At 72.5% G+C, this 21,420-nt stretch carries 18 protein-coding genes; 10 read left to right on the top strand and 8 right to left on the bottom strand.

Annotation, left to right across the window (positions count from 1 at the left end; genetic code table 11):
* The first annotated feature begins 420 nt into the window (after positions 1 to 420).
* From ABZ354_RS26930 to ABZ354_RS26885, 10 genes are all read left to right on the top strand, one after another.
* On the top strand, positions 421 to 1,047 hold the full coding sequence (locus ABZ354_RS26930) for a hypothetical protein (protein ID WP_358661006.1): 627 nt from the start codon (positions 421 to 423) through the stop codon (positions 1,045 to 1,047).
* Positions 1,044 to 1,229 carry a hypothetical protein gene (locus ABZ354_RS26925; RefSeq protein ID WP_358661004.1) on the top strand — a complete coding sequence of 62 codons (186 nt, stop codon included), beginning with the start codon at positions 1,044 to 1,046 and terminating at the stop codon, positions 1,227 to 1,229. Before ABZ354_RS26930 ends, ABZ354_RS26925 begins: the two co-directional genes overlap by 4 nt.
* Positions 1,230 to 1,792: 563 nt before the next feature.
* Positions 1,793 to 2,800, top strand: a complete 1,008-nt coding sequence (gene mvk, locus ABZ354_RS26920) for a mevalonate kinase (RefSeq protein WP_358661002.1) — start codon at positions 1,793 to 1,795, stop codon at positions 2,798 to 2,800.
* On the top strand, positions 2,790 to 3,845 hold the full coding sequence (mvaD, locus tag ABZ354_RS26915) for a diphosphomevalonate decarboxylase (RefSeq protein ID WP_358661000.1): 1,056 nt from the start codon (positions 2,790 to 2,792) through the stop codon (positions 3,843 to 3,845). The genes mvk and mvaD overlap by 11 nt, the downstream gene beginning before the upstream one ends.
* The gene (locus tag ABZ354_RS26910; protein ID WP_358660998.1) at positions 3,842 to 4,993 is read left to right on the top strand and encodes a phosphomevalonate kinase; all 1,152 of its coding nucleotides are present in this window, start codon (positions 3,842 to 3,844) and stop codon (positions 4,991 to 4,993) included. Before mvaD ends, ABZ354_RS26910 begins: the two co-directional genes overlap by 4 nt.
* Complete coding sequence (fni, locus tag ABZ354_RS26905; RefSeq protein WP_358660996.1) at positions 4,990 to 6,081, top strand: type 2 isopentenyl-diphosphate Delta-isomerase; 1,092 nt, start codon at positions 4,990 to 4,992, stop codon at positions 6,079 to 6,081. Before ABZ354_RS26910 ends, fni begins: the two co-directional genes overlap by 4 nt.
* Positions 6,078 to 7,139: a hydroxymethylglutaryl-CoA reductase gene (locus ABZ354_RS26900; protein WP_358660995.1), complete on the top strand. Its 1,062-nt coding sequence runs from the start codon at positions 6,078 to 6,080 to the stop codon at positions 7,137 to 7,139. The genes fni and ABZ354_RS26900 overlap by 4 nt, the downstream gene beginning before the upstream one ends.
* Before the next feature lie 3 nt (positions 7,140 to 7,142).
* Positions 7,143 to 8,312, top strand: a complete 1,170-nt coding sequence (locus ABZ354_RS26895; RefSeq protein ID WP_358660993.1) for a hydroxymethylglutaryl-CoA synthase — start codon at positions 7,143 to 7,145, stop codon at positions 8,310 to 8,312.
* A gap of 177 nt (positions 8,313 to 8,489) precedes the next feature.
* On the top strand, positions 8,490 to 9,500 hold the full coding sequence (locus ABZ354_RS26890; RefSeq protein ID WP_358660991.1) for a ketoacyl-ACP synthase III: 1,011 nt from the start codon (positions 8,490 to 8,492) through the stop codon (positions 9,498 to 9,500).
* Between the two features lie 81 nt (positions 9,501 to 9,581).
* Positions 9,582 to 10,172: a malonic semialdehyde reductase gene (locus ABZ354_RS26885; protein WP_358660990.1), complete on the top strand. Its 591-nt coding sequence runs from the start codon at positions 9,582 to 9,584 to the stop codon at positions 10,170 to 10,172.
* Positions 10,173 to 10,235: 63 nt separating this feature from the next.
* Here ABZ354_RS26885 and ABZ354_RS26880 read toward each other — a convergent pair whose 3' ends face one another.
* From ABZ354_RS26880 to ABZ354_RS26845, 8 genes are all read right to left on the bottom strand, one after another.
* Positions 10,236 to 10,526 (bottom strand): DUF6059 family protein, encoded by a 291-nt coding sequence (locus tag ABZ354_RS26880; protein WP_358660988.1) that lies wholly within the window; start codon positions 10,524 to 10,526, stop codon positions 10,236 to 10,238.
* 101 nt (positions 10,527 to 10,627) lie between these two features.
* On the bottom strand, positions 10,628 to 10,801 hold the full coding sequence (locus tag ABZ354_RS26875) for a hypothetical protein (protein ID WP_358660986.1): 174 nt from the start codon (positions 10,799 to 10,801) through the stop codon (positions 10,628 to 10,630).
* Positions 10,802 to 10,969: 168 nt separating this feature from the next.
* Positions 10,970 to 14,383, bottom strand: coding sequence for a condensation domain-containing protein (locus tag ABZ354_RS26870; protein WP_358660984.1), 3,414 nt, complete (start codon positions 14,381 to 14,383; stop codon positions 10,970 to 10,972).
* A 717-nt stretch (positions 14,384 to 15,100) separates the two neighbouring features.
* A complete protein-coding gene (locus ABZ354_RS26865) occupies positions 15,101 to 16,054 on the bottom strand; it encodes an SRPBCC family protein (RefSeq protein WP_358660982.1) in 954 nt (317 codons plus the stop codon).
* Between the two features lie 201 nt (positions 16,055 to 16,255).
* A complete protein-coding gene (locus ABZ354_RS26860; protein WP_358660980.1) occupies positions 16,256 to 17,005 on the bottom strand; it encodes a thioesterase domain-containing protein in 750 nt (249 codons plus the stop codon).
* Between the two features lie 381 nt (positions 17,006 to 17,386).
* Positions 17,387 to 18,208: an AfsR/SARP family transcriptional regulator gene (locus ABZ354_RS26855; protein ID WP_358660978.1), complete on the bottom strand. Its 822-nt coding sequence runs from the start codon at positions 18,206 to 18,208 to the stop codon at positions 17,387 to 17,389.
* A 331-nt stretch (positions 18,209 to 18,539) separates the two neighbouring features.
* The gene (locus tag ABZ354_RS26850; RefSeq protein WP_358660976.1) at positions 18,540 to 19,373 is read right to left on the bottom strand and encodes an AfsR/SARP family transcriptional regulator; all 834 of its coding nucleotides are present in this window, start codon (positions 19,371 to 19,373) and stop codon (positions 18,540 to 18,542) included.
* Positions 19,374 to 19,582: 209 nt separating this feature from the next.
* Positions 19,583 to 20,239: a ScbR family autoregulator-binding transcription factor gene (locus ABZ354_RS26845; protein ID WP_358660974.1), complete on the bottom strand. Its 657-nt coding sequence runs from the start codon at positions 20,237 to 20,239 to the stop codon at positions 19,583 to 19,585.
* Positions 20,240 to 21,420: the final 1,181 nt, after the last annotated feature.

The following is a 21,420-nucleotide window of genomic DNA, read 5'->3' as shown; positions in this document are numbered from 1 at the left end:
GTTGGCGGAGCAGCCGACACCTTGATCGCCGGGTGCTCGGAAAAGCCCCCACCTGAGAGAACCTGAGTTGCCGTCGTTCTGACCGGCTCCGTGGCGAGTCCGGCGCTCCGCGCGCCCTCGACTCGGTGCATTAGGTCCACAGTTCCTCCTTTCACCGCAACCGTGGGGCCCGGCGCTCAATCGAGGCTCGGTTCTGGGTGGAAGCCGACTGGAGAACGCCGGTGGAGCGGGTCGGGAAGGCCGTCCCGAACGAGGCTGTATCGGGACTCGAGTCGACGGTCGGGTAATAGGACTGCTCGCCCGGGGCCGTCGCAGCAGCCCCACCGGGCCTGAGCACAGAACCAATCGCCGCAATCGGCACGGGATTTGCATGTGATGTACAGCGGTCGTGGGGGCGAGACGCCTCGTGAAGGAGCTTCGATGAAGTCCCATCCATGCCCGAGAAAGCACACTCAGGAAAGACTCGCCGCCGTCGGATCCGTACTCTGCGCTCCCTGCGTCAAGGGGGTGCAACGCAGTCTCCGGGCACTTCCCGCATTGCATCAGGAATGCCTGCACCAGGTGTCGCCGACGGGCCGGCGCACCAATCCGACGAAGGTATCGGGCAGCCGCAGGAGGGACTACCTGGACATCTCCGTCCTCGACGCCCGGCACAACATCCTGGCCATTCTCGAATCGTGGTCGTCGATGGTCGTGGAAAAGCTCCGTACGCCTGCCCCGCAGCGCACGGTCCCGGCCCTGGCGCGATTCCTGACGCTGCATCTGGACTGGCTCGCCGGTCAGCCTCCGGCGGTCGACCTGGCGGACGAGATCGAGGGACTGGTCGAGGAATTGCGCCGGACCATCGATCCCGAGCCCACGGCCCTGCACACGCTGATCAGACAGTGCGTCGTGGACAACTGCCCCGGCACGATCAGCGCCCCCGCGCATATGGGGCGCGCCGGAAACAGCAGAATCACCTGCTCCTCGGGACATTCATGGGAAATGTGCGAGTGGCTCGGTCTCAGGAAACTGATGGAGCGGCAGCGAAAGGGCGTCGACGCATGATCAAGCCACCGAGCCACCGGCTCGTTCCCACCAAAGTGGCCGCACTCGCCGTGGGGGTGTCCGAGGCGACGATCCGCAAGTGGGTGAGCCGCGGGAAGATCACGCGCTACGGCGCCCCGTACCGCCGGTCGGAGTTCGACATCGAGGAGCTGACGGAGATAGCCCTCCAGCGCCGGCCCTGACCCGGATGCCGTTCCCCGTACCCGGCGTACCCGACCCGCCCGCCGCGGCTGCCCCTGGCAGCCGCGGCGCTGTCGTGTTCTGTGCCTTTTGAGGCACTGTCAGGCACCACGCCGACACCGCCCGGAAGTGACCTACGTCACTTCCGAGCGGTGTTGGCGTGGTGGTGGGGGGCGTGTCACTATTCACCCACGTCTCCCCTGCCCAAAAGTTGCTGCGGGGCAGCGGATCGCGTGTCGTACCCGCCCTTCCCGTGCGAGGACAGACCGCGTCCCAGCGCGTACGACACCGCCCTTCACACCGCACCGGACCGATTCCCCCGCCCGGGTGCCCGGCGCGTCGATGCCCGATCGACGAACCTTCCTGCCGCGTGCACCGGCTGACGTTCCGTTCCGTGCCGTGCGACGTTCTGACGTCGCCTCATCGCACATCACCTTCACGCGACACCTTCACGCGACACCCGCGTCACCTTTTGCTGCGTCACGCGTTTCCCGTCTCACCGCGCCTGTTGCTCTGCGGCGGCGTTATTTCCCATGTCAGTAAAAAACAAAGGGAGCTGAGTGCGTTGACTCTACCGACCTCAGCGGAGGGGGTAACAGAGAGCCGCCGGGCCCGCTCGGTCGGTATCGGCCGCGCGCACGCCAAGGCCATTCTGCTGGGCGAGCACGCGGTGGTCTACGGAGCTCCGGCGCTCGCTCTCCCCATTCCGCAACTCACGGTCACGGCAAGTGCCGGGTGGTCCTCCCACACCCCCGACAGCCAGGGCGACCTGTCCTACACGATGACCGGCTCTCCCTCCCGGGCGATGGTGACGCAGGCCTCCGACGGCCTGCGCCGGCTGACCGCGGAGTTCAAGGAGAGGGTGGGCATCACCGGCGGGCCGCACCTGGACGTGATCCTCGACGGCGCCATCCCGCACGGCCGGGGCCTCGGCTCCAGCGCGGCGAGTTCGCGCGCCATCGCCCTGGCCCTCGCCGATCTGGTGGGCCGCAAGCTGACCGAGAGCACCGTGTTCGACCTGGTGCAGACGTCGGAGAACATGGCGCACGGCAAGGCCAGCGGCGTCGACGCCACGGCCGTCGGCGCCTCCCGCCCGCTGCTGTTCCAGCAGGGCCGCACCGAGGCCCTCGAGATCGGCTGCGACGGCCTGTTCATCGTCGCGGACAGCGGCGAGATGGGCAGCACCAAGGAGGCCGTCGAACAGCTGCGCTCCGGTTTCCGCAGCCGGCCCGGCACCGAGGAGAGCTTCGTCCGTACGGCGACGGAGCTGACCGAGGCCGCCCGGCAGGACCTCGCCGACGGCCGGGCCAAGGAACTGGGCACACGGCTGACCGAGTACCACGAACTGCTGAGTGCGGCCGGTCTGAGCACCGACCGGATCGAGGCACTGGTCGGCGCCGCGCTGAGCGCCGGGAGCCTCGGCGCCAAGATCACCGGCGGTGGTCTTGGCGGCTGCCTGATCGCACTGGCCCAGCCGGAGCAGGCCCGGGAGGTCACCCGGCGGCTGCACGAGGCCGGGGCCGTACAGACCTGGGTCGTACCGCTGAAGGGGCTCGACAACCATGCGCCGTGAACACCCGACCGCCGTGCTCGACACGCAGGAGCAGGACGGCTCCGCCGCCGCCACCGCGGTCGCGCACCCGAACATCGCGCTCATCAAGTACTGGGGCAAGCGCGACGAACGCCTGATCCTGCCCGTCACCGACAGCCTGTCCATGACGCTGGACGTCTTCCCGACGACCACCCACGTCCGGCTCGCGCCGGGCGCCGGGCAGGACGAGGTGACGCTGAACGGCGCGCCCGCGACGGGCGAGGCCGGCCGCCGCATCACCGCGTTCCTGGACCTCGTCCGGGAACGGGCCGGCAGTGACCTGCGGGCCGTCGTGGACACGGAGAACACCGTGCCCACCGGGGCCGGGCTCGCGTCCTCCGCCAGCGGGTTCGCCGCGCTCGCCATGGCCGCGGCGGCGGCGTACGGACTCGGCCTGGACGACACCGCGCTGTCCCGGCTCGCCCGGCGCGGCTCCGGATCGGCCTCCCGGTCGATCTTCGGCGACTTCACCGTCTGGCACGCCGGACCCGACACCGGCGACCTGGACGCCGCCGACCTCGGCTCGTACGCCGAACCGGTGCCCACCGCCGACCTCGACCCCGCCCTCGTCATCGCCGTCGTCAACGCCGGGCCCAAGCCCGTCTCCAGCCGTGAGGCCATGCGCCGCACCGTCGACACCTCGCCGCTGTTCCGGCCCTGGGCCGACTCCAGCAGGGACGACCTGACGGACATGCGGGCGGCTCTGACGAAGGGCGACCTGGAGGCCGTCGGCGAGATCGCGGAGCGCAACGCGCTCGGCATGCACGCCACCATGCTGGCCGCGCGCCCCGCCGTGCGGTACCTGTCGCCGGCCACCGTCACCGTCCTCGACCAGGTGCTCCAGCTCCGGCGGGACGGCGTCGCGGCCTACGCGACCATGGACGCCGGGCCCAACGTCAAGGTGCTGTGCCCGCGCGCGGACGCCCAGCGGGTCGCCGACGCCGTACGCGCCGCCGCACCGGACAGCACCGTGCTCGTCGCCGGGCCCGGCCCCGGCGCCCGGCTGGTGGACGAGGGCGGACGATGACACCGCAGCGCACGATGACCCCCCGGCGCACCGTGGTCCGGCACGCGCCGGGCAAGCTGTTCGTCGCGGGCGAGTACGCGGTGGTGGACCCGGGCAACCCGGCCATCCTGACGGCCGTCGACCGGCACATCGGCGTCACCGTGTCCGGCACCGGGGACGCCCCCGGGCCCGGCGAGAGCGCCGTGGTGATCTCCACCGACCTCGGCTCGCAGAACGTGCCCTGGCGCTGGCACGAGGGCCGCCTCGTCGTCTGCGGCCCGGACGGCGAGCAGGAGGCGGGCAAGGGACTGGCGTACGTCGCGTCGGCCGTCGAGACCGTGGGCCGGCTGCTGACCGAACGCGGCCTGCCCGTGCCCGCCCTGAACATCGCCATCACCAGCCGGCTGCACGACAACGGCCGCAAGTACGGGCTGGGTTCCAGCGGCGCCGTGACCGTCGCGACCGTCTCGGCCGTGGCGGCCTTCGGCGGGCTCGACCTGTCGGCCGACGAGCGGTACCGGCTGGCCCTGCTCGCCACGGCGCGGCTCGACCCCAAGGGCTCCGGCGGCGACCTCGCCGCCAGCACCTGGGGCGGCTGGATCGCCTACCGCGCGCCCGACCGGGCCTTCGTCCTCGACCTGGCCCGGCGCGTCGGCGTCGACCGGGCCCTGAAGGCGCCCTGGCCGGGACACGAGGTACGCCGGCTGCCCGCGCCCGCGGGCCTGACCCTGGAGGTCGGCTGGACCGGGGAGCCCGTCTCCACCGCGGCCCTCGTGTCCGACCTGCACCGCCGCAACTGGCGGGGCAGCGCCTCCCACCACAGGTTCGTCGAGGCCACCAACGACTGTGTGAACGCCGCGATCACCGCCATGGAGAGCGGCGACGACCAGGGCCTGCTGGACCAGATCCGCCGGGCCCGCGGCGAGCTCGCCCGGCTGGATGACGAGGTCGGCCTCGGCATCTTCACCACCAAACTGACGCGGCTGTGCGACGCCGCCGAGGCGGTCGGCGGCGCGGCCAAGCCCTCCGGGGCGGGGGGCGGCGACTGCGGGATCGCCCTGCTGGACGCCGAGGCGTCACGCGACATCTCACAAGTACGGCAACGGTGGGCCGAGGCCGGGGTGCTGCCCCTGCCCATCCGTCCCGCCCTGGAAGGGATCGAGGAATGAGCGCTCAACGCAAGGACGACCACGTCCGGCTCGCCATCGAGCAGCAGGACACGCACCGCGGGGTCAACCAGTTCGACGAGGTGTCGTTCGTGCACCACGCGCTGGCCGGCATCGACCGCGAGGACGTGTCCCTGGCCACGACCTTCGCCGGGATCTCCTGGCCGGTGCCGATCTACATCAACGCCATGACCGGCGGCAGCGTCAAGACCGGCATCATCAACCGGGACCTGGCCATCGCCGCCCGGGAGACCGGCGTACCGATCGCGTCCGGGTCCATGAACGCCTTCATCAAGGACCCCTCGTGCGCGGACACGTTCAGCGTGCTGCGCAAGGAGAACCCGGACGGGTTCGTCATGGCGAACGTCAACGCGAACGCCTCCGTGGAGAACGTGTGGCGGGCCGTCGAGCTGATCCGGGCCGACGCGCTGCAGATCCACATCAACACCGCGCAGGAAACGGCCATGCCGGAGGGCGACCGGTCGTTCTCCGCGTGGGCCGGGCAGATCGAGAAGATCGCGGCCGCCGTCGACATCCCCGTCATCGTCAAGGAGGTCGGCAACGGCCTGAGCCGGCAGACCGTCCTCGCGCTCAAGGACCTCGGCGTGTCCGTGGCCGACGTCAGCGGCCGGGGCGGCACCGACTTCGCCCGCATCGAGAACGGCCGCCGGGCGCTGGGCGAGTACGCCTTCCTGCACGGCTGGGGCCAGTCCGCCGCCGCCTGCCTGCTGGACGCGCAGGACGCCGGCCTGCCCCTGCTGGCCTCCGGCGGGGTCCGCAACCCGCTCGACGTCGCCCGCGCCCTCGCGCTCGGCGCGCACGGCGTCGGCTCGTCCGGCGGGTTCCTGCGCACGCTGCTCGACAACGGCGTCGAGGCGCTGATCGGCCAGCTCACCACCTGGCTCGACCAGCTGGCCGCGCTGCAGACGATGCTCGGCGCCCGCACCCCCGCCGACCTGCAGAACTGCGATCTGCTGATCCACGGCTCCCTTCGGACGTTCTGTGCCGACCGGGGCATCGAGACCGGGCCGCTCGCCCGCCGCTCCAGCTCCGCCGGGGACCTCCACAAGACGACGGGAAGCACACGATGACCGACACGCACGCCATTGCCGGGGTCCCCATGCGGTGGGTGGGCCCCATTCGTATATCCGGGAACGTCGCCGAGACCGAGACGCATGTCCCGCTGGCCACCTACGAGTCGCCGCTGTGGCCGTCCGTGGGCCGCGGCGCGAAGATCTCCCGGCTGGTCGACAAGGGCATCGTCGCCACCCTCGTGGACGAGCGGATGACCCGCTCGGTGCTCGTGGAGGCCACCGACGCGCAGACCGCGTACAACGCCGCGCAGGCCATCCACGCGAGCATCGACGAGCTGCGCGAGGTGGTGCGCGGCTGCAGCCGGTTCGCGCAGCTGATCAACATCCGGCACGAGATCAACGCCAACCTGCTGTTCGTCCGCTTCGAGTTCACCACCGGCGACGCCTCCGGCCACAACATGGCCACCCTCGCCTCCGACGCGCTGCTCAGTCACCTGCTGAAGACGATCCCCGGCATCTCCTACGCCTCCATCTCGGGCAACTACTGCACCGACAAGAAGGCCACCGCCATCAACGGCATCCTCGGCCGCGGCAAGAACGTCGTCACCGAGCTGCTCGTGCCGCGCGAGATCGTCGAGAACGTCCTGCACACCACCGCCGCGAAGATCGTCGAGCTGAACATCCGCAAGAACCTGCTCGGCACGCTGCTCGCCGGCGGCATCCGCTCGGCCAACGCCCACTTCGCGAACATGCTGCTCGGCTTCTACCTGGCGACCGGTCAGGACGCCGCCAACATCGTCGAGGGCTCCCAGGGCGTCGTCATGGCCGAGGACCGCGACGGCGACCTGTACTTCGCCTGCACGCTGCCGAACCTCATCGTGGGCTCGGTGGGCAACGGCAAGGGCCTCGGCTTCGTGGAGACGAACCTGACCCGGCTGGGCTGCCGCGCCGAGAGGGAGCCCGGGGAGAACGCGCGCCGCCTCGCCGTCATCGCGGCGGCGACCGTGCTGTGCGGTGAGCTGTCCCTGCTCGCGGCACAGACGAACCCGGGCGAACTGATGCGTGCGCACGTCCAGCTGGAACGCGACAACAAGACCGCAAAGGTTGGTGCATAGGGCATGTCCATCTCCGTAGGGATCCACGATCTGTCGTTCGCCACCGCCGAGTACGTCCTGCCGCACACCGAGCTCGCCGCGTACAACGGCACCGACATCGGCAAGTACCACGTCGGCATCGGCCAGGAGTCGATGAGCGTGCCCGCCGCCGACGAGGACATCGTCACGATGGCCGCCTCGGCGGCCGCGCCGATCGTCGCCCGGCACGGCACCGACCGGATCCGCACCGTCGTCTTCGCGACCGAGTCGTCCATCGACCAGGCCAAGGCGGCCGGCATCTACGTCCACTCGCTGATCGGGCTGTCGTCGGCGACCCGCGTCGTCGAACTGAAGCAGGCCTGCTACGGGGCGACGGCGGCCCTGCAGTTCGCCATCGGCCTGGTGCGGCGCGACCCCGCGCAGCAGGTCCTCGTCATCGCCAGTGACGTCTCCAAGTACGACCTGGACAGTCCCGGCGAGGCGACGCAGGGCGCGGCGGCGGTGGCCATGCTGATCAGCGCGGACCCGGCGCTGGTGCGCATCGAGGACCCGTCCGGCCTGTTCACCGCCGACGTCATGGACTTCTGGCGGCCGAACTACCGCGACGCCGCCCTGGTCGACGGGCAGGAGTCGATCGGCGCCTACCTGCAGGCCGTCGAGGGCACCTGGAAGGACTACACGGAGCAGGGCGGCCGGTCCCTGGAGGACTTCGCCGCGTTCTGCTACCACCAGCCGTTCACGAAGATGGCGTACAAGGCCCACCGCCACCTGCTGAACTACTGCGGCTACGACACCGACAAGGACGACATCGCGCGCGCCATCGGGCAGACCACCGCGTACAACACGGTGACCGGCAACAGCTACACCGCGTCGGTGTACCTCGCGCTGGCCTCCCTGCTCGACCAGGCCGACGACCTGACGGACCGCCCGATCGGCTTCCTCAGCTACGGCTCGGGCTCGGTCGCGGAGTTCTTCGCGGGGACCGTCGTCCCCGGGTACAAGGAGCACCTGCGCACCGAGGCGAACCGCGAGGCGATCGACCGGCGCAAGCCGCTCGACTACGCCGCCTACCGCGAGCTGCACGAACACCGGCTCCCGGCCGACGGCGGCAGCCACTCCAACCCGGAGCAGACCAGCGGGCCGTTCCGGCTCGCCGGGATCAGCGACCACAAGCGCCTCTACGCCAAGCGCTGAGCGCCGTGCGTGTCCACACGGACACGCACGCCTCCGCACGCGACGCCACGAGCACCTTTTCCGGGCCCGTGCGCGGGCGGCCCGTCCCGGCCGCCCGCGCACGGGCCCCGCACGGCCGCGCACCCGCCGGCCCTGTCGCACAGTTGATCAAGACCATGTGAGGGGAGGGCAGCCGCGATGGACGGAACGATCTATCGTACGGGCAGCCCCATCAGGGAAGTCAGGATCCTCGGTACGGGTGCCTGCGTGCCGGACCGGGTCGTCTCCAACGACGAGGTCGGCGCGCCGGCCGCCGTGGACGACGCCTGGATCACCCGCAAGACCGGGATCCGGGAGCGCCGTTGGGCCGAGCCCGAACAGGCCACGTCGGACCTGGCCACGGCAGCCGCGCGAGCCGCGATGAAGTCGGCCGGCATCACCGCCGAACAACTGTCCGTGATCGCGGTCGCCACGTCCACGCCGGACCGGCCCCAGCCGCCGACGGCCGCCTACGTCCAGCAGAACCTCGGCGCCTCCGGCACGGCCGCGTTCGACGTCAACGCGGTGTGCTCCGGCACGGTGTTCGCGCTGTCCGCGGTCGGCAGCGTGATTCTGCGGCGCGGCGGCTACGCGCTGGTCATCGGCGCCGACGTGTACTCGCGCATCCTCAATCCGGCGGACCGCAGGACGGTCGTGCTGTTCGGGGACGGCGCGGGCGCGCTGGTCCTCGGCCCCACCACCGAGGGCCCCTACGTCCGGCATGTCGCGCTGCACACGTTCGGTGAGCTGTCGGGCCTGATCCAGGTGCCCGGGGGCGGCAGCCGTCAGCCGCTGGACCACGCCGCCCTGGACGCCGGGCTGCAGTACTTCGCGATGGAGGGGCGCGAGGTGCGCCGCTTCGTCGTGGAGCAGCTGCCGCAGCTGGTCAAGGCCTTCCTGCACGAGGCCGGCGTGGAGGCCGCGGACGTCGACCACTTCATCCCGCACCAGGCCAACGGCGTGATGCTCGACGAGGTGTTCTCGGGCCTGGCCCTGCCGCGCGCCACGATGCACCAGACGGTGCAGCACTACGGCAACACGGGCGCCGCCTCCATCCCGATCACCCTGGACGCGGCCGTCCGCGCGGGCGGGATCCGTCCGGGGGAACTGATCCTGCTGGCGGGCTTCGGCGGCGGCATGGCCGTGAGCTTCGCCCTGGTCCAGTGGTGAGCCGGGCCGCCGCGACACGTCACTCCCCCAGCCGAACGCCCCGTCCGCCGAAGCCGAACGAAGCCGAAGAGGTTGTCCCGCATGTCACTCGCCCTCGACCCCGCCGCCCAGGACCTGCTGTTCCGTGAGGCCCGCACGGCCAACACCTTCACCGACGAGCCGGTGACGGACGAGCAGGTCCAGGCGATCTACGACCTGGTCAAGTACGGTCCGACCGCGTTCAACCAGTCGCCGCTGCGCATCGTCCTGGTCCGCTCCCCCGAGGCCCGTGAGCGCCTGGTCGGGCACATGGCCGAGGGCAACCGGGCCAAGACGGCCGCCGCCCCGCTGGTGGCGATCCTCGCCGCGGACAACGAGTTCCACGAGGAGCTGCCCCGGCTGCTGCCGCACTTCCCGCAGGCCAAGGACGTGTTCTTCGCCTCGCGCGAGGTCCGCGAGCCGTCCGCGCGGCTCAACGGCGCGATGCAGGCGGCGTACTTCATCATCGGCGTGCGCGCCGCCGGGCTCGCGGCCGGGCCGATGAACGGCTTCGACCACGCGGCCGTGCAGAAGGATTTCCTGGACGAGGACCACACGCCGTTGATGGTGGTCAACATCGGCAGGCCGGGCCCTGACGCCTGGCTCGGACGCTCACCGCGCCTCGACGCCGGCGAGGTCGTCACGACCGTCTGAGCTCCGTTTTTCGACATCCGTCCGCGACATCCGTCGGGGGGCGCCGGCCGGGCGGTCGGCGCCTCATGTGGCGTCCGGGGCCCGGCGGCCGGAGTGCCGTTCGGAGTGCGCCGGCCACAGTTCACGCGCGATGCGCAGCTCCTCGGCGCTCAGCGGGATGTCCTCACGCAGGCGCTCGGGGTGGGCGGGCGGCGGTCCTCCGGGGCGTTGCCGCGGCGGCTGCTCGTCGTCGGCGTACCGGGCGGCGTAGGGGTCGTGTGCGGCGCCGAAGTCCACGAGGGACTGCCAGAGCCGTCGTACGACGAAGTCGGACAGCGCACGCCGGGCACCCCGCAGCCGCGGCCACCGTCGCATGCTCGCCTCCTCCGTGCCGTCGCTCGCCGGGTTCCGCACAGGCTCGCAGGGCCGGCTAGCGGATCGCTCGAGGACGGCACGGGTGCGATTGCGGCGGGGCGTCAGTCGATGCCGCGTACGAGGTGGAGCTCCCACCCGTCCTCGTCGACGCCGGCGAGGAGCAGCGGCGGCGTGCGGAGCAGCGGCGTGGTACGGAGCGACGGCGGGGTACCGACCAGGGTGGTATCCGCGGGCTCCTCCGCCGGCCTGCCGTCCTCCTCTGTGGTGTCGTACACCTTGGATCCTCCCGCTGATTCGTCTGTGTCGATGGGGATGGTGGTCCGGCACGCGCCGCGAGTACGGCGCCGAAGGCCGGGCGAGTGATCCATGCCACAGTGCAGGACGGAACACGAGAAACCCTCGAACCGGGGATGAACCTCGCTGGAACCGGCCCCGCGCAGCCGTCACTCCCCCATGGCGTCCTGCAGCACCCGGGCCAGGTCACGGGCGCGTTCCTGCTCGTCGGCGGACGCCCCGGCGAGCACCACCCGCGGCGGGCGCCCGCCGTCGGCCGCGATCTGCCGGGCGATCTCGCAGGCCGGCACCCCGGCCCCGGAGAAGCCCGCGAGCAGCACGGGGCTGCCGGTGCCGAGTGCCGCGAGGGCGGGGCGCGCGGCCTCGACGTCGGTGCCGGCGGGCAGCATGAGCAGTTCCTGCGGGCCCGGGTAGCCGCGGGCCAGCAGGTCGTAGCAGGACGCGGGGGCGCCCGGCGGCGGGATCAGGCAGATCCGGCCCGCCCCGTCGTGGCGTGCCGGGCGCAGCGTGACCAGCGGGGGGTCCGGCTGTTCGGCCGCGAGGGGCCCGGCCGCGCGCGGTACGGCCCTGCCCCGCAGCAGTTCCAGTGCCTCCCCGACGGTGGTGGACTCGCCCGCCGTCAGGGGCAGCGCGCGCAGCAGCAGGGCGCTCTGCGCGAGCAGTTCGGCGGCCTCGTCCTCGTCGAGCACGGCCCGGTCGTGCACGCCGGTCAGGATCAGGCCGCCCGCACTGTCGTGCCGGGCGAGCAGCCCGATGGGCAGGGCGGAGCGGGCCGGCAGGGTCTCGGAGAACTCGGCGTGCAGGCCGCGGGAGGCGAGTTCGGCTTCCAGTCCGTCCACGGGGTGCGGTGAGTCCTCGAAGACGATGACGGTGTCGGCGTCCGCGCCGCCCCGGTTCCAGGCGCGGATCCAGTCGGCGGGCACCCACTCGTAGGCGGCCATGTCCAGGGCGCGGTCGCGCAGCCGACGCAGCAGTTGCGGCACGGTGCCCGCCGGGTCCACCTCCACCGACATCGGCAGGGGGTTGCGCAGCGGTCCGGGCAGCCGGGCCGCGCCGTCGAGGGGGATGCCGCGCCCCGACACGGTCACCGCGAAGCAGACGGGGGCCGGTCCGGTGGCGCCGGAGGACCAGTGGATCAGCATGGCCCACACGGCCTGCAGCACGCTGCTCTCGGTGGTGCCCCAGGTAGCCGCCCAGTGGGCGAGGCGGCTGGTGTCGACGGGGTCCAGGCGCACCTGGGCCCGGCCGACACCGGTCAGACCGGTGACCTTGGAGAACCGTCCCGGCCGGGACGCGGCGCCGTCGGGCGGCGCGTCCGCCGTCCAGAATCCGCGGGCGGGCCCGGGATCCTGGGCGGCGACCCAGGCCGTGTAGTCGCGCAGGTCGGGGCGGCGCTCGCCACCGGGCAGGGAGCCGCCCGCGAGGTAGGCACGGTAGAACTCGCGCAGCAGGATGTGCGCGCTCCAGGGGTCGAGCAGGGCCCGGTGGTAGGTGACGAGGATCCGGACGGGCGCGGCGGCCCGCGCGGAGCCACGGACCGGGAGGGGCCGGTCCGCGGAGGGCCGGTCCGCGGAGGGCCGGTCCGTCTCCAGCAGGGTCAGGCGCAGCGCTCCGGGGCGGCTCAGGTCGAAGCCGCGCAGCCGGTCCTGTTCGATCAGGGGTGACCAGTCGCCGTCGCCGACGACACGGTGGGTGATCTCGGGCGCGACCCGCTCGTGCACCACGAGCAGGGGCTCGGGGCCGCCGGTGAACGCGGTGCGCAGGACCGTCTCGCGGTCGAAGACCGACTGCCAGGACGCGGTGAAGCGCTGGGGGTCGAGCGGGCCGTGCCAGACCCACACGAGCTGCTCCACGTGGTGCCCGGTGCCGGGCCGCGCGTCGCCGCCCCGGTACAGCGCCGCCTGCTGGGGCGTGGGCCGCAAGACGAGCGGCACGGGGGCGACGGGCGCGTCGGCCAGTTCTCTCAGCACTGTGCGCAGCACCTTCTCGAGGGCTGCCGCGGAGGCGTCGCCGATGTGGCCGGCCGACCGGTCGATGCCGATGTGCAGCAGGCCTCCGGCGATCCGGGCCCGCACCTCGAGCGGGTACGCGGGCCCGCCCGCCGCGCCGACGGGCAGCGGCCCGTCGGTCTCGTCCAGGGTCAGGCAGACGCGGGCGGGCGGCAGTTCGCGCAGGGCGCGGCGCAGCGCCGGGTCGGGGCTCCATTCCCGGCAGGCCCCGAAGCCCGCCCCGCCCTCGGCGCGCCCGGCGCAGGCGGCCAGCGCCCCGGCCAGCGCGGTGAGCCGGCCGAGCGGGTCGCGGCCGGTGTCCACGGCGAGCCGGACCGGGTAGGGGTCGGTGAGCCGGCCGACGTGCCGGCGCAGGCTCTGGCATGCGGCCCTGGGGTCGCTGCGTACGTCGAAGCCGACCTCGTCGGTTTCCTCCCAGCGGGCGAGGGCCAGCGCGAACACGCCGGTCAGCACCTGGCGGGTGGTCAGCGCCAGCCGCCGGGCGAGGCCCTGGATGACCCGCTCGGTCACCTGCGCGTCGAGGACGAACCCGGTGCGCCTCCGCCCACCGCCCTCACCCTCCTCTGCGGCGCCCTGCCGTTCCCCCCACCCGGTGACGCTACGCGCGTCCACCTCGGCCGCACGGGACCGGAGCTCCGCGACCAGGCTCCAGTGCCGGGTCTCGGCGTAGTCGCGGGCCAGCTCCCGCAGTTCGGCGACCCAGTCGGCGAGCCCGTCGGGCACGGACCTCGGCCGGGGCCGGGGCCGGGGCCGCCCGGGAGCGCGCCCTCCGGCAGCCGTACCGGAGCCCGCGCCGCGGGCCGTACCGAGCGCGGCCGTCAGGTCGTCCAGCAGGATGCGCCAGGACGTGGCGTCGACGGCGAGTTCGTGGGCGATCACGACGAGCCGGTCGGCACGCGGCCCGGCCGGGCGGCGGTCCCTGGCGAACAGGGCGCGCAGCTGGACACCGGCGTGCGCGTCCAGCGTGCCGCCGGCCGACTCCAGCAGCGCGGCGAACCCGTCCTCGTCGGCGAACTCCCCCTCCACCACCGGATCCTGCTCCCGCCCGTCCCTGGCTCCGCCCCGCGCGCGCGCAGTGCGCCAGCCGACCACGGGATCGAGGCGGGCGTGCAGCTGCGGGTGGGCGGCCACGACGGTGCGCAGCGCCGCGCGCAGCGTGTCCGGGTCCGGCACGGTCTCCGGCTCGACCAGCACCGCCTCGTACCGGTCCCCCGCGCCGCGCGCGAGGGCGGCGCGCTGGGCGGGGGTCAGCGGGCGGTCGGCGGGCGGCGGCGGCTCGGTGAGCCGGTCGGCGACGCGGCCCGGGACGAAGGCGGCGGGCGTGCCCTGCGGCGCGCAGAACCGCAGGGTGTGGTGGTCGGGCCCGTGCCGCAGCAGCAGGTGCTGCCAGGCGGGCAGGCCCGGGTCGGCGGCGGTGAGCTCGCCCAGGAGGTGTTCCAGCGCTGCGGCGTCCAGCGGGCCGTGCAGTTCCAGGTCCCACGGTGTCGCGTTCGGAGGGGGGCCTGGCGTGACGACCACGGAGATCGGCGCGTGCGGGAAGCGGTGAACAGTCATGGTGTCCGGGTGTGCGGTCCGCTGCGGGTGGCCGGGTACCCTCTCTCCTTCCTCGGGGCGCGAACGGGCATACGGGGCTTCGGGGTTGTTCTGTCGCCGTGCCGTGCCTACGGGCGCCCTCCCGGGCCGGGCCGGCGGGGCGGCGGCGCGGCGGGGCGGACAGTCATGCTGGGCCGCGGCGGGGCCGGGGCGGAAGGGGCGAATGCGACATGAACGGGGAACGCGCCGCCCGTGGGCCGGGCCTGGCCGTACTGTCGCTCTGCCATGAGGCCTCCGCACCTGCCGGTGTCCACAACGGTCGGGCTGTGCACGCTAGTGGCAGTACGCGCCCGAAGTCCGTTTCCCCAAGTGGGTGTGCAGTGGCACCCGAGCAGTGCCCGAGAACGGCGGGCGGTCGGCGCCCGGCCGGACGAGGGCGAAGACGTCGGGCGCGGGGCGGGGCAGGCGCCGGTTCTCCCGTCCGGCGCGGACCGGCCGGCCCGTACGCTCCGGTCGGCACCCGCGGGCTCCGGCGGCCTGTCGGGGCCGGAAAAGCGCAGCCCGCGCACGGGGCGGCACGGCTCGGGGACGCCTGTGCCCCCGGACGCCGCGCGGTGCCGTGCCGTGGCCGGATCGCCTGCCCACGGTACTGCGCACTCCACGATGCGCCGCCACGGACCGGCACGGAGCTCGGCCGGAGCTCGATCGGTTCTCGAGCGGTCCGCCGGGTCCGGCCGGTCACAGCATGCGGACGGCACTCTCGGCGTGCAGCTTGGCCAGCGAGAGCAGAGAGCGACAGTGATCGCCGAGCGCCTCCCGCAGGTACCGGCGGGCGTGGGGGAGACCGGCGCCGCCGCCCAGCACCCCGGTGACGTGCTCCTCGCTCAGTACGGCGCTCTGCCGCACCGTGACGGTGACTCCCCGCTCGTCCGGTACGACGGTCCACTCGCCGGTGCTCCCCGCCAGCAGCGCGGGCATCGCGGTCTGTTTCCAGACGATGCGGCCGGCGTGCGGGAAGCAGATGCGCACCGATTCGCTGCTGTGCGCGCCGTACTCGTTCAGTGTCTGCAGGGTCATTCGCTGCACGCCGGGGGTGTCCTCGACGAGGGCGACGCGGGTGACGTGCGGCACCAGCTCGGGCCAGTCGCCGGCCCGGTACAGCAGGTCGTAGGCCAGCTCGGCCGGGCCCTTGATGCGGATCGAGTCCTCGAAGGACAGCACCAGTTCGTCCAGGCGCGTCCACTGCTCGGCGAAGTGCTTGAGGTCGACGAGCTGACTGCGGCTGTACCGGTCGGCGCCCCGCTCCCCCCAGGTCACGTCGTCGGGCAGGTCGTCGCTGACGCTGAAGTCGTAGCGGAGCTCCAGCTCGGTGTCGTGCGGGCCCTTCTCGTGGACGGTCAGGGCGCCGCCGGGGGCGTGCAGGGAGGCCCCGGGCAGTTCCTGGCGGAATTCGACGCGGCGCGCGACCGGGTCCAGGCGTCGCCAGGTGGTCCACGAGGCCAGCTGCCCGTCCATGACGCACCACATGCGCAGGCGTTCCCGCACGCCGTCGAATTCCAGGCGCTCTACATGGACATTCGGGGAGAAATAGAGCGGCCACTTCGACGCGTCGGCTATCAGGGCGTACACCACACCGGCGGGCGCGGCCACTCGTATTTTCCGGGTCGCCCGGCCCACACGCTCACCAAACATCTGAACACCTCTCTCTTCACATGGCCTCGGCCGGGCCGCGAACAGAATTCAGACGACGGAATGAGAACCGCTTGAGGAAGAGCGGAATGAGGGTCGAATGAAGCGCTGAGCAAGCAGACGTGAACCGGCGCGCGACAGTTTGTCGTTTCTGACTCGACCGGGGCTTCCCGAATGGCCGGGGCCGGTAACCAGGAACTCCGGTCAGCCGACCGGCGACGGTTCTCGGACCAGTCGGCGGGTGACACGGCAGGCGCGGCCCAGGAGCCGCGGCAGCTGCCGGCCTCGTACGAAGAAGTGGTGGCCGGGGACGGTGCGCTGCCAGATGGGGCCCCCGGTCCACTGGCGCCAGACGTCGGCCGTGGAGGGCGGGGCCAGCGGGTTGTCCTGCGAGGCGACGACGAGCACCGGGGTGGTGAGCGGGCCGGCCGGGGAGGGCTTGCGGGCCGCCTCGTCGAGGTCCTGGGCCAGTTCCAGGTCGGCGCGCAGCACCGGCAGCATGGTCCGCAGCCAGATGCCCTCGTCGCTGGTGGGCGGCACCGCGCCCTTGCCGCTGAGGAGGTGCAGCAGTTCGGCGTCCGTCGCCGAGCGGGCGTCCGTCAGCTCGGCGGGCGCGTGCGGCGGCGAGCAGGCGCCGACGGCGAGGAGCGCCGGGCCGGGCAGGCCGGCCTCGTGCAGGGCGCGCGTCACGGTGAGCGCGACCATCGCGCCGAGCCCGTGCCCGTACAGGACGTAGGGGCCGGGCTGTGGTTCGGTGAACCGGGGCAGCACGTCGGCGAGAAGCGCCTCGTGGGTGGTGACCCGGGGTTCGGTGCGACGCGGCTGCGAGCCCGGCAGGTGGACCGGGACCGGTTCCACGCCGGGGCCGACGTGCGCGGCCCAGTCGTCGAAGGCCAAGACACCCTCAGCGGAGTGCGCGAAACAGTGGAGTCGCACCGGCTGTTCGTCAGGCATGGCATCCTCCTCTACCGCCCCGGTCCCGCGCGGGCGCACTTGGAGAATCCCCCGGTCGCCTAGAGTCCGGCTGGAAACCGGACCGAGGCGTACGGGGCACCTGACGCACAGCCGCGGCGCGCTTCCCGGGCTGTCGTCCTGATCATTCCGGCGTCGAGGGTCCGGCCGGCACATCGCGGCGTGGCCGTCACTCGCCGCCTCCCGCGCGATCGCCACCTCCCGCGCGATCAGTCTCCCGCGCGATCGGCTCCGCTCGCCGCTCGCGCGGAAGGGGCCCCCTCGCGTCGGCACCCTCCGCCCTGCGGCCGCACGCACCGGATCCCGTCCGGGCCGGCCGGGAGGCACCGCGTCTCACGGCCGGGCCGGTCCGGACGGCGGACCCTACGCGGCGTACCGGTCGAAGGTGGAGCCGCGCCGCGGGCCGGCCACGACGTCGAGTTCCGGGTCGACCGAGAGCATCGCCTGGTGCAGGCGCTGCAGCTGCGGCGAGGGTTCCACTCCGAGGTCCTCTATTAAGCCCTCCCGCAGTTTCCGGTAGACGTCCAGGGCGGAGGCCTGCCGCCCGGACCGGTACAGGGCCACCATGGCCTGCGCGTGCAGGCCCTCGTGCTGGGGGTGGCGGGCGATCAGATCGGTGAGCTCGGCGATCAGTTCGGCGTGCCGGCCGAGCCGCAGGTCGGCGTCGATCCGCCGCTCGACGGTCACCAGCCGGGACTCCTCCAGGCGCATGACCTCGATCTCCAGGACCGGGCCGAGTCGTACGTCGACCAGCGCGGGCCCCTGCCACAGGGCGAGCGCCTGCCGGAAGGAGCGGGCGGCCCGCTCGTCGTCGCCCTCGTCGAAGGCCTCCTGGCCCTCGGCGACGAGCCGCTCGTAGCTGTGCACGTCCACCGATTCCGGTGGTATCTGCAGCAGGTAGCCGCCGTGCCGGGTCGCCAGCACGTTCTTCGCGGCGCCCGGTGCGTCGGGGCCCATCGCGGTACCGAGGCAACGGCGCAACTGCATGATGTACGTCTGCAGCGTCGTCATCGCGCTCTGGGGCAGATCCGTCCCCCAGATCTCTTCCATCAGCGTCGAGACCGGCATGACGCGGCTCGGGTACAGCGCGAGCAGGGCCAGGATCTGTCGGGGCTTCCCGGCGGTCGGGACGATTGACCCCCCGTTTACGGCGGCACACAGCGGACCCAAAACCTGAATCTCCATGGTTCCCTCCGTTCGTCGTCGGGCACTCCCGATGGCGGAAAGTCGTCGGCGAGCTTGCACGCTAGCCGTACCCGCGGCGGAGGAATCGGTTCCTTCAGCGATATTTGAGCAATCCTCAAAGCGCAAACAAACAAGGTAAATCAAGATTAAAGAAAAGCAAAAGCGAGAAGAAAGTTCACCTGCCTGGAATTGACCGAAAAAGCACACTGAACCGCTTGAAAACCTTCTGCCCCACACTCGACCGCGTGCGCCCCGGACCGGCGGACCGCCCGTCGGCCCCCCGCCCTCGGCCCGGCGGCGGGCGGAACACCTCCCGCTCAGCCGCTGCGCGTCAGCCGCTCCGTCTCTGCCCCGTCACGCCCGCCACCTGCTCCGACACGGCGTCGGGCTCGGCTCTGAGGATCAGGCGCTGCATCCGCCGCAGCTCCGCCGACGGCTCGAGCCCCATCTCCCGTACGAGGACGGCACGCAGCCGCTGGTACGCCTCGAGCGCCTCGCTGCGCCGCCCGGAACGGTGCAGGGCCAGCATGTACTGGCCACGCAGGGTCTCGTGCAGGGGGTAGCGGTTGACGAGCACGGTGAGTTCGGCGAGCAGGTCGCGGTGCCGGCCGAGTCTCAGGTCGGCCTCTATGCGCTGGTCGAGCGCGCACAGCCGGGTCTCCTCGAGGCGCTGGGCCTCCGTCTGGAGCTGCTCGCCCGCCTGCACGTCGGCGAAGGGCGGCCCGCTCCACAGCGCGAGGGCCCGGCTCAGCTGCCGCGCCGCGCCCGGCAGGTCCCCGGCGTCCATCGCCCGGTGGCCGACGCCCGCGAGCCGCTCGAACTCCCGCACGTCGCTGGTCCCGTCACCGCCGGCGAGGAGGTACCCGCCCGGCAGAGTGACCAGGACGTCCTTGGCGGTGCGCCCCTGCCCGTCCCTCTGGGGCCCGCCCGCCTCCAGCGCGGCGGCGATGAGTTCGCGCAGTTGCAGCACATAGGTCTGCAGCGTCGTACGGAAGCTGCGTGGCGGCGTGGCGCCCCACAGCTCCTCGGTGAGCGCCGCGACGGAGACCACCTGGTCGGCGTGGAGCGCGAGCAGCGCGAGCACCTGACGCGGTTTCGGCGCGGTGGGCACCACCGAGACACCGTTCTCCCTGACGTCCAGACTGCCCAGTACCTTGATGTTCACGGGGTTTCCCCTATCTCGTGCCCGAGTACTCCGGTCGTCCCACCCTTGACGGCCACAAGACCGACGCCGAGCACACTAAAAACAGCGCGACCGGTCTGTCAAAATGAAACCGCATGGTTCGTATTTTTCAGTCGGCGACAAAAACCCCGAGCACTCACTGCTCGGGGACGTCTTTGTGCGCTCTTGCCTGCCGAGTACCGCCGGCCGTTCTACTGCGACTGCCCGGGCGCCGATTCGGAGGGGGCGGCCGGCGGCCGGGAGCCCGCGCACACCAGCGTGCCCAGACGCCGCCGGTCCGCGATCCGCGGCAGCAGCATCTCCCAGAAGCGGGTGACGTTCTGGCGGCTTAACCAGGAGGGGTCCGCACCGCCCAGCACTTCCAGACCCACGGTCGCGGCGACGACGACCCGGGCGGCCTCCGCCGCAGACACCCCCTCCGCGAGCACGCCCGCGCGCTGCGCGGCACGGAGGCTGTCCTCCACCCACTGCCGCCACTCCGAGCGCAGCGGGGACTTCGTACGGCGCTGCATGTCACCGGCGAGCTCGAAGCCGCCGCGCACGATGGCGTCCTGGAGCAGGCTGCGCATCAGGTCGTGCGTGGCGTCCACGACGGACTGCAGGGAGTTGCCCTGCCGGGCCCGCGCCGCCTCGGTGAGCCGGCGGACGGCCTCGGCGGCCTCCGTTTCGACCGCCTCGGCGAGCATGTTCTTGTTGGCGAAGTGAAAGTGCAACGCCCCGTTGCTGACACCGGCACGTTTGCTGATGGCGCCCAGCGACGCGGGGACGAAGCCCTGCTCGGCGAACACCTCGGCCGCGGCCTGAATCAACGAACGCCGGGTTCGGGCAGCTCGCTCCTGCTTGACCATGTGCTGTCTCCTGGGCAACGGGACGTCGTAAAGTCGGCAGAAACACCGACATCTCGCGCCGCTTGCAAGGTACACGTGACGTGGGGATTCGCCATATTCACGAAATCGGCGGTCCGGTGCTCCTGCTGGCGGCACCGTGGCGGCGCATCAAGGGCGGGGCGGCCCCGGGAGCGGTCGTCGACCTCGGCCGGGCCCCGGTCGGCCGCTCGGCGGGGGCATCAGATCCGCCCGGCGCTCCTCGGCCGCGCGGGCCGGCGGAGCCTGGCAGCCCTTGGTCGCGGCGGTCCGCCGACGAGGGGCTCCGACGTATCACCGAGCGCCGACTCCGGCTCGGCCGCGACGCATCGCGCGTAGACCGATTCCGATTCCGCTTCGTGCGCGGAGGGCTTGCACACCATCGTCATGACAGCCCCCTTTCTGGGTCGGAGTGAGCACGGTGGAAGGAAACCGCGTGCTCAGATTAACAAACCGCGTGGGCGGTTTCCATATGGTGAGCGGACCTTGCCTCCGACTGGTACCGCCGTGGCACTCCTGGACAGTTCCGCCACGGCACTGCGCCGGCTCGCCCCCGGCCGGGTTCCTGCCGCCGCCGCCGCGCGCGAACGGTCCCCGCAGCCCGCCCCCGTCCCCCTTGCGTGGCCTTTGACCAGCGAGAACACGTGACGACAGCGGCAGGCCGGGACGCCTCGCCGTCGACGCTCTCCGGCGCGGTCCACCCTCCCCCGGTCCACCGTGCACGGCGGGACTCACGCCGCATTCCAGGGATCCTGGGCCGGCCCGGGTTGCCCTGGCGCGCGCCGGAGCGCTGTCCGGGCGCCGGAGGTCCCCAGTCCCGGCGTCAGGGGCCAGGACCGGCCTGGCGGGCGCTGAGCAGCAGTTCACCGGCACGGCCCACCGCGGTGACGCCCACCGCTGCACGCCCGCAGCAGGGCGGCGTGAGGAACGGCGTGCCCGCCGCTGCGGGGGCTGCCGGCGAGCCGCTCTGGAAGTGACGGAGGGGCCGCCATCGGGCGGCCCCTCCGTCACTTCCAGTCGCCGTGCCGTACGTGGCTACCGCGCGGGCTGAGGTTCCGGTTCGCTGTCGCCGCCGGTGGGGTCGGGGGGTGTTTTGACGGAGTCGAGGAGGAGTTGTGCGACGTCGACGACCTGGAGGGTTTGTTTGGCCGGGGTGTCTGTGGTGG

The sequence above is a fragment of the Streptomyces sp. NPDC005925 genome (assembly GCF_040638805.1).
GTDB lineage: Bacteria > Actinomycetota > Actinomycetes > Streptomycetales > Streptomycetaceae > Streptomyces.
Note: the sequence above shows the minus strand (reverse complement) of the source record. Positions and strands in the feature narration are given on the sequence as shown.